General features: G+C 73.3%; 5 protein-coding genes and 1 pseudogene. 4 read left to right on the top strand and 2 right to left on the bottom strand.

Going from position 1 to position 8,206, the window contains the following annotated elements; translation table 11 throughout:
* Positions 1-217: 217 nt before the first annotated feature.
* Positions 218-3,253 (bottom strand): hypothetical protein, encoded by a 3,036-nt coding sequence (locus tag ACFWTC_RS07045; protein WP_384028535.1) that lies wholly within the window; start codon positions 3,251-3,253, stop codon positions 218-220.
* A 163-nt stretch (positions 3,254-3,416) separates the two neighbouring features.
* On the opposite strand from ACFWTC_RS07045, the gene ACFWTC_RS07040 reads away from it, so the two are divergent.
* The 3 genes from ACFWTC_RS07040 to ACFWTC_RS07030 all read left to right on the top strand — a co-directional run bounded on the left by ACFWTC_RS07040 (position 3,417) and on the right by ACFWTC_RS07030 (position 5,672).
* Complete coding sequence (locus tag ACFWTC_RS07040) at positions 3,417-4,151, top strand: GPP34 family phosphoprotein (protein ID WP_383913328.1); 735 nt, start codon at positions 3,417-3,419, stop codon at positions 4,149-4,151.
* A gap of 222 nt (positions 4,152-4,373) precedes the next feature.
* Complete coding sequence (locus ACFWTC_RS07035) at positions 4,374-5,258, top strand: helix-turn-helix domain-containing protein (protein WP_383933392.1); 885 nt, start codon at positions 4,374-4,376, stop codon at positions 5,256-5,258.
* Positions 5,259-5,462: 204 nt separating this feature from the next.
* On the top strand, positions 5,463-5,672 hold the full coding sequence (locus ACFWTC_RS07030; protein WP_383933390.1) for a DUF397 domain-containing protein: 210 nt from the start codon (positions 5,463-5,465) through the stop codon (positions 5,670-5,672).
* A gap of 166 nt (positions 5,673-5,838) precedes the next feature.
* On the opposite strand, the gene ACFWTC_RS07025 is transcribed toward ACFWTC_RS07030, so the two are convergent.
* Positions 5,839-6,729 carry a hypothetical protein gene (locus tag ACFWTC_RS07025; protein ID WP_383933388.1) on the bottom strand — a complete coding sequence of 297 codons (891 nt, stop codon included), beginning with the start codon at positions 6,727-6,729 and terminating at the stop codon, positions 5,839-5,841.
* A gap of 133 nt (positions 6,730-6,862) precedes the next feature.
* Between ACFWTC_RS07025 and ACFWTC_RS07020 the strand changes: the two are divergent.
* A pseudogene (locus ACFWTC_RS07020) lies at positions 6,863-8,096 on the top strand (PLP-dependent aminotransferase family protein).
* Positions 8,097-8,206 lie beyond the last annotated feature (110 nt).

Below are 8,206 nucleotides of genomic sequence, written 5' to 3'. Positions count from 1 at the left end.
CGGTGGCGGTCTCCGCCGAGGTGGGGTGCGCGGGCGTCCCGGGGCCGCCGCCGGGTACCGGCGCAGCGGCGGCCCGACGGCGTCCCTGCTGCTCAGCGGTGGTCACTGCCCACTCCCCACACATGAGTTCCCTACCCGTACGCACGTCCCTGATCCCAAGACGCGCACCGGCGCCCCGGGGTTGCCCGGGGCGCCGGCCGCGCGCTCGCGGCGGCGGTCAGCCGACGCGCGTCAGCTTGCTCCCGATGCCCGGCGAGGCGAGGTCGCTCTTCAGCGCCACCGGCACCTTCACCTGGCTCGCGCCCTCGCCGACCGTCAGCACGCCGATCTCGGTGCCGGCCTTCGCGGTCTGCGGGATCTTGCTGCCGTCGCCCTGCGCCAGCTCGATGCCGACGGTCAGCGCGCCCCAGCCGACAGCCTGGACGTCGGCGGTGGCGACGACCGGCGTACGGCCGCCGAGCCCGTCGTCCACGTACCCGACGACGTCACCCTTCTGCACGACGGGCGCCCCGTTCAGGGACTTCTGGGTGGCGGTCATGAGCTGCTTGCTCGCGGCGAGCACGCTGTCGATGATCGGCGGCTTGTGCTGGCCGAGGACGGCGCCGACGACGAGCTGCCGGGTCTTGCCGACGTCCTTGTAGGCGGCGAAGAGCAGGTTGCCGCCCGCCTTGGTGGTCGTACCGGTCTTGATGCCGAGCGACTCATTGAACGGCACCAGCCCGTTCCAGTTCCGCCACACCTTGCCCGACGGGTCCTGCCAGCTGGGCCTCTTGGTGATCTCCAGCAGCGTCTCGATCTCCACCAGCTTCAGGCCCAGCTTGACCTGGTCCTCGGCGGTGCTGACCGTGGTCGCGTCCAGGCCCGAGGGGTCCGTGTACGTGGTGTTCTTCATGCCGAGGTCCTTGGCGGTGTCGTTCATCTTCTTGACGAACGCCTCCTGGGAACCGGAGTCCCAGCGCGCCAGCAGCCGGGCGATGTTGTTGGCCGACGGGATCATGAGGGCGGCGATCGCGTCGTACTCGGTGAGCTTGTCGCCCTCCTTGACCGTGTCGAGGGTGGACTCGTTGTCCGTGGAGTTGTTCTTCCTGCCCTCGGACTCGGCCGTCTTGTCGACGTCGATCACCGCGCCCTTCTCCCCCTTCTTGATGGGGTGGTCGCGCAGGATGATGTACGCCGTCATCGACTTGGTGACGCTCGCGATCGGCACCGGCTTCTGCTCGCCGGACTGGCCGAGCGGGCCGAGGCCGGCGGCCGCCATGTACGCCTGGCCCTCGCTGGGCCAGGGCAGCTGCGGCTTGGCGCCCTCGAAGGTGTACGAGGACTTCGCGGTCATCACGAGCGTCGGCTCTGGCAGCGGGCGCACCAGCTGCGCGGCCGAGAGGACGATCGCCAGGAGCACGACGACCGGGGCGTAGATCTTGAACCGCCGTACGGCGGTGCGCAGCGGGCTCGGCGGCGGGGGCGGGTTGTTGGTGAGGTCCGCGAGCATGTCGAGCGGCGGCTTCGGCGGCAGCGGCTGCTGCGTGGTCCGCTCGGGGGACTCGTACGCGGGCGTGGGCGCGGGCTTCGGCGCCGGCTTCGGGGTCACGGCCGGGGCCGGCGCCCCGTCGGTGCGCAGCGGTACGAAGGTACTGGCCTTCGGCGGCGCGGCCCGGCCGGTGGCACCCGCGTCCCCGGCCGGCGCGACCGGGGGCTTCACCGCGCGGAACACGGCGGTGCGCTCACTGTCCGCGGCGGCGGAACCGGCTCCGGACCCGGCGGCGCCCGGGCGACCGGGCGAAGCGGAATCCTTGGCGGGAGGCGTGGCGGCCGGGGCGGCCGGCGCGGGCGGGGTCACCGCACGGAACACGGCGGTGCGCTCACTGTCCCCGCCGGACTCCGCCGGGGACGACTTCGGCGCACCCGCGCCCTCCTCGGCCCCGTCCCGGCCGGACACCGGCTGAGGCCGCCGGAAGAAGTCGACCCGCGACCCCTCGGCACCCCGCTCACCGGCAGAACCGGAACCCACAGCGGCCGGCGGCTTCACCGCACGGAACACGGCGGTCCGCTCACTGTCCGCAGGCGCTTCACCGGACACGGACCCGGAATCGGCGGCGTCAGCGGCCGGCCTTTCGACCGAAGCGGAATCCTTGGCAGGAGGCGTGGCGGCCGGCGCGGGCGGGGTCACCGCACGGAACACGGCGGTGCGCTCGCTGTCCCCGCCGGACTCCGCCGGGGACGACTTCGGCGCACCCGCGCCCTCCTCGGCCCCGTCCCGGCCGGACACCGGCTGAGGCCGCCGGAAGAAGTCGACCCGCGACCCCTCGGCACCCCGCTCACCGGCAGAACCGGAACCCACAGCGGCCGGCGGCTTCACCGCACGGAACACGGCGGTCCGCTCACTGTCCGCAGCGGCTTCGCCCGGGGCGGACGTGGGCGTGGACGTGGACGTGGACCCGGAGCGGGACCCGGGCCCTGCCGCGGACCCGGAGTCGGCGTCTGAGGCCTCGGCGGGCTCGGAGGACGGCTTCGGCACCTCGGCGCCGCGCGAGCCCGCCGCACCGGCGGCGGATCCGCCACCGGACGCGGAGCGGGACTCGGACCCGGCCGGGGACTCGGCGTCGGCGTCGGCGTCGGATGCGGGCTCCGCCTCGGCCTCGGAACCGGACACAGGCTCGGGCTCAGCCTCGGGCTCGGAGCCGGACACAACCTCGGGTTCGGCCTCGGAACCGGACACAACCTCGCGCTCGGCCTCGGAACCGGACACAGCCCCGGCCTCGGGCTCGGAGCCGGACACAACCTCGGGTTCGGCCTCGGAACCGGACACAGCCCCGGGCTGGGACACGGCCTCGGCCTCGGCCTCGGCCTCGGCCTCGGCCTCGGCAGCATCAGCCCGGGAGTCAGCCTCGGCAGCGGCAGCGGCCCCGTCGACGCCCGGCTTCGATCCCGCGGCAGCCGAACCCGTCGCAGCCGAACCCGCGGCAGCCGAACCCGCGGCCGCGGGATCGCCGGCTGCCGGTTCCGCCCCCGCCGGCGGCTCGTCGGAACCGGCGGGCGCGTCGGCCGTGGCGACCCACGCCGCGACGGCCTCGCGCAGCGGGTCGCGCTCCGGGGTGTCACCGGCACCGCCCGAGGCGTCCTCGGGCTCCCTCGGCCGGAACACCGACAGCCTCGGATCACGTTCCGCGGAGGACTCCGCCGCCCCCGGCGCTCCTGCATCTACCGACTTGTCGGGGGACTCGCCCGCCACCAGTTCCTCCTCGATCGCCGCCACGTCCGGCTGTCCGAATGTCTAACAGTGTCCCGTCTCGGGGGCATCGCCCCCGTGCTAGACGAGAACGACATAGTTGCGAGTTCCCCCGCAAAGCGGTCAGGCGCTCTCGACAGATGAATGTGAGAGGCGTCACCCTGTCACTCATCCACGCGGGGAGGCATGGATGGGCAGGAGCCGCAGAACAATTCCGGAGGAGCTTCTGCTGCTCGCCTTGGACCCGGCCACGGGTACCACGGCGCAGCCGCAGTCGCTCGACCTCGGCCTGGCCGGGGCACAGCTAGTGGAGCTGGCTCTGGCAGGACGGATAGCCCCTGACGGGGATCGTATCGCCGTGGTGATGCCACGGCCGACAGGAGATCCGACTCTGGACTCCGCACTGGAACTGCTGCGCAGGCGCGGCAGCCCGGTTCGGGCCGTCCACTGGATCGGCGGACCCCGGCTGGGGCTCCGCCAGATTTACCTCGCTCACCTGGAGCGTTGCGGCATGGTCCATGCCGTCGCGGGACAGATGTGCGGGGTGCTGCCGACGACTCGCTACCAGGCGACGGACACGGCGATCAGCCGGGAGATCCGTGCCCGGCTCGACAGTGCGATCCGCACCGGTGTACCACCGGACCCGCGGACCGCGGCGCTTGCCGCACTGGCCCACGCGGTCGGACTCGGCAAGCACCTGTACCCCGGCAACGAGGGGCGGTCGTCCAGATCCCGGCTTCGGGACCTGATCCGGCACGACCCCATGGGCGGACTCGTGGCGCACGCCGTGATGGACGTCCAGAACGGTGTGGCCGCACAGCCGCGCCGTGACCGCGCACCGGCACCGCCGGTCCGGGCCACGGCGAGCAGTGTCCCGCTCCAGCCGCGCCGGACCGGTGCCATGGCCCGCGCGGCCGCGCACTGATCCACCGTTCCATCGCAACGCCACCGCCGTGACGGGCGCCCGCAGGGCCCCGGTCCGGGAACCGCCGACGCGCGGGGTGGCGGGGCCGGTTCGCCGGTCCCGCCACCCCGCGCGTCTGTTTTCCCAGCCGTTCCCCAGCGGCAGCGCACGCTTCGGTGGCAGTCTGCTCAACATCAGACACGCAGAGAGACAGCAACAGAAGAAGGCGGAGGTGCCGTTCACGTGGCGTCCAATGTCAATCCCACCGTCCGACGCCGCCGACTGGGCATGGAGTTGCGCAAGCTCCGCGAGGACAAGGGCATGACGGCCGAGCAGGTCGCCGAACGCCTGCTCGTCTCCCAGTCGAAGATCAGCCGGCTGGAGAACGGCCGCCGTTCCATCAGCCAGCGCGACGTCCGCGACCTGTGCGAGGTGTACGAGGTGGAGGACCGCCGCCTCGTGGACTCGCTCATGCAGATGGCCAAGGACTCCCGGCAGCAGGGCTGGTGGCACGCCTTCGGGGACATCCCGTACAGCGTCTACATCGGCCTGGAGACGGACGCCGCCAGCCTGCGCACGTACGAGCCGCTGGTGATCCCGGGGCTGCTCCAGACCACGGAGTACGCCCAGTCCCTGGTCCGCGGCGCCTGGCCGGAGACCGCTCCCGCCGACGTGGAGAAGCGCGTGCAGGTCCGGATGCACCGGCAGAAGCGGCTGTCCGAGACCGAGAACAACAACCCGGAGCTCGGGCCGCTGCGGCTGTGGGCCGTCATCGACGAGGCCGCACTGCGGCGGCAGGTGGGCGACGCCCAGCTGATGATCCGGCAGCTGGAGTTCCTGATAGAGCAGTCGGACCAGCCGCACGTGACCGTGCAGGTGATGCCGTTCTCGCTGGGCGCGCACCCGGGCGTCAACGGCCAGTACGCCATCCTGGAGTTCCCGGACGCCTCCGACTCCACCGTGGTCTACATCGAGGGCGTGACGAGCGACCTGTACCTGGAGAAGGCCAACGACGTGCAGAAGTACAGCGTGATGTACGAGCACCTGCGCGCCCAGGCCCTCAGCGTGGACCAGACACGGCAGTTCATCTCCGGCATCATCAACCAATATGCGGGCAAGGCCGAATAAAGCCGTGCGAAACGGCGCGGACGGCAAGGGAGGGGACGGTACGGTACACCTTCACTCCCCGGCCACAGAAGGCCTGAATGGAATATGCCACTCGGTCGGGTGAATGGCCCGTCCACGTCTCAGGAGCTGCCGGTAGCGTCGATCAGGTCGGCCGGAAAAGTGGTCGACACGACACGGGAACTACTCGCTGAACCGGAGAGAAACATGGCTATTCGCCAGGGCGCCACGCACAACTGGACCAAGTCCTCCTATTCCGCCAACGGCGCCTGCGTCGAGGTCAAGTCACCCGTCACGGAAGCCGTCGCGGTCCGCGACTCGAAGGTGCAGGACGGTCCGTCCCTCACCTTCGCGCCCGGCTCCTGGACCTCGTTCGTCGCCGACGTCACCGAGGGCGGCCTCGGGCGCCTCGCCTGAACGTTACGGCGCACGTCCCCGCCGCCCCCTCTGCCCGGCCGACAGCACCAGCACTACCCGCACCACCCGCTTCACCCGCACCACCGTCCGGAGCCCTCTCGACCGGCCCGCCGTCCTGGCCGAGGGGGCTCGACCGTGTCCGCGTACGGCAAGCCCGCCGCGGCCCCTAGCGGAGCTGGTCGACGTACCGGTCGGTGCCCGGCACCGTCGGGACGAACGGCGCGACCAGCTCCACCCGCCCCAGCCCCGCCTCCGCGACCTCCGCGTCCAGCCCCTGGAAGCGGTCCCAGCAGGTCCGGGGGTCCTCCTCCAGGAACCAGAGCAGCGTGAGGCGGGTGTCGACCCCCTCGACCTGCTTGACGTACGTCATCCGGTCGCCCGGCAGCGGCGTCGGCCGGAAGACCGTCACCATCGCGGCGGGCGAACCGTGCAGCCGCTTCGGCAGGGACCGCGTCCGCAGCCACTCCAGCAGCCCGGCCCGCTGTTCGGGGCCGTCGGCGTCCACGACCTGCACGACGAGCCCGGCGTACGGGTGGTCGAGGGCGTGGAAGTCCCGCGGCCCGGCGGCCCCGTCGCGGTAGACGGTCGCCGCGTGGTCCTGGAAGGCCGTGAAGACGTGCGTCCGGTCCTGGTAGACGCGGCCGTCCCGGTTGAGGCGCTTGTTGATGCCGACGGTCCACTTCATGTGCTCGTCGTAGCGGCCCTCGGTCACCCAGTACGTCGAGATGTAGCACCCGGCGGTGACCGGCTGGGCGACGGCCGACTTCTCCGGGTAGCGCAGCTCCTGGAGGTCCCGGGTGGCCACCCAGCGGCGGCCGGCGTACATCCAGGGCATGGCCATGGCGCCGGCGTAGTAGTGGTCGTCCTCGTACCAGCGGTTGTACGCGAACTCGTGGCCCGGGTGCGGTTCCACCATGGTGATCAGCGCGTGGCCCGGCCGGACCCCGTACGGGCCGACGGCCGCGAGTCCGGCGTAGTCGCCGGCCCGGGTGTCCTGCCGGAGGGGGTCGTGGTGCCGGGTGTCGTCGCGCCGCGGGTCCTGCTCTCCTGTCGTCATGGCACCGGTCTAGCTGATGCCACGTCAGTTGGCGAGAGGACGGCGGCAGTTCAGCATGTGACACGTACGTGCCGTCTGCATCTTTATCTGGCTACGATGCCCGCACCCGCCTCCCCGAGGAGCCCCCGTACCCATGGCCGCCGCCCCCGCCCCCGCCCACACCCCTGCCCGGGCCCCCGCCGTGCCGCCGCCCGCCCTCGCCGCCCGGGCCGCGTCGACGGGGGGGCTCCCCCGTGCGCGAGATCCTCGCGCTCACCGAGCGCCCCGGGGTCGTCTCCTTCGCCGGCGGCCTCCCCGCGCCCGAGCTCTTCGACGCGCAGGGCCTGCGGGCCTCGTACGAGGCCGTGTTCGCGGCCTCCGCCGGGAGGGCGCTGCAGTACTCGACCACCGAGGGCGTACCGGAGCTGCGCGGGGCCGTCGCCGGCCGGGCGACGGCGCGGGGGCTGGCGACGGGCGCGGACGACGTCCTGGTCACCTCGGGCTCCCAGCAGGCCCTGGCGCTCGCCGTCACGGCCCTGGTCGAGCCCGGGGACGCGGTCCTCGTGGAGAACCCCACCTACCTGGCCGCCCTCCAGGCGTTCCGGCTGGCGGGGGCCCGGGTGGTGCCCGTGCCCTGCGACGACGAGGGCATCCTCCCCGACGCCCTGGCGGACGCCGTCACGCGGGAGCGGCCCAAGCTGCTGTACACCGTCCCGACCTTTCAGAACCCGACCGGCCGCACCCTGCCAGCGGCCCGCCGGGCGGCGGTGGCGGGCATCGCCGCCCGCCGGGGCCTGTGGCTGGTGGAGGACGATCCGTACGGGGAACTGCGCTACGAGGGCGCCGAGGTCCCGTGGCTCGCCGCCCACCCGGGGGCGGAGGACCGCACGGCGCTGCTGGGCAGCTTCTCGAAGGTCATGGCGCCGGGGCTGAGGCTGGGCTGGCTGCGGGTGCCGCGGCCGCTGCGCCGGGCCGTGGTGGTCGCGAAGCAGGCGGCGGACCTGCACACCTCCACGGTGGACCAGCTGGCCGCGGCCCACTACCTGGCCGGCGCGGACCTCGACGCGCACGTCGCCGGGGTGCGCGACGCCTACCGGGTCCGCCGCGACGCCCTGCTGGCGGGCCTGCCGCAGGCCCTGCCGGAGGGCTCCTCCTGGAACCGGCCGCAGGGCGGCATGTTCGTCTGGGCCCGCCTCCCGGAGGGCCGCGACGCGGCGGCCCTGCTCACCTCGGCGATCGCCCACGACGTGGCGTTCGTCCCCGGAGCCCCCTTCTTCGCGGCGTCCCCGGACCCCCGCACGCTGCGCCTGTCGTTCACGACGCACACCCCGGAGGAGATCGGCACCGGCCTCGCCCGCCTGGGCCGGGCCGCCCGGAGCGGCGCCTGACGCGCACCACGAAACCGGCGGGGCAGGGCGCGCCAGCACCCGGCGGGCCAGCGCCCGGCGCCCGGCGCCCGGCGCCCGGCGCGGCCCGGCCGCCGGGGCCGCCGCCGGGG

This window comes from Streptomyces sp. NPDC058619 (assembly GCF_042717785.1).
Classification (GTDB): Bacteria; Actinomycetota; Actinomycetes; order Streptomycetales; family Streptomycetaceae; genus Streptomyces.
Note: the sequence above shows the minus strand (reverse complement) of the source record. Positions and strands in the feature narration are given on the sequence as shown.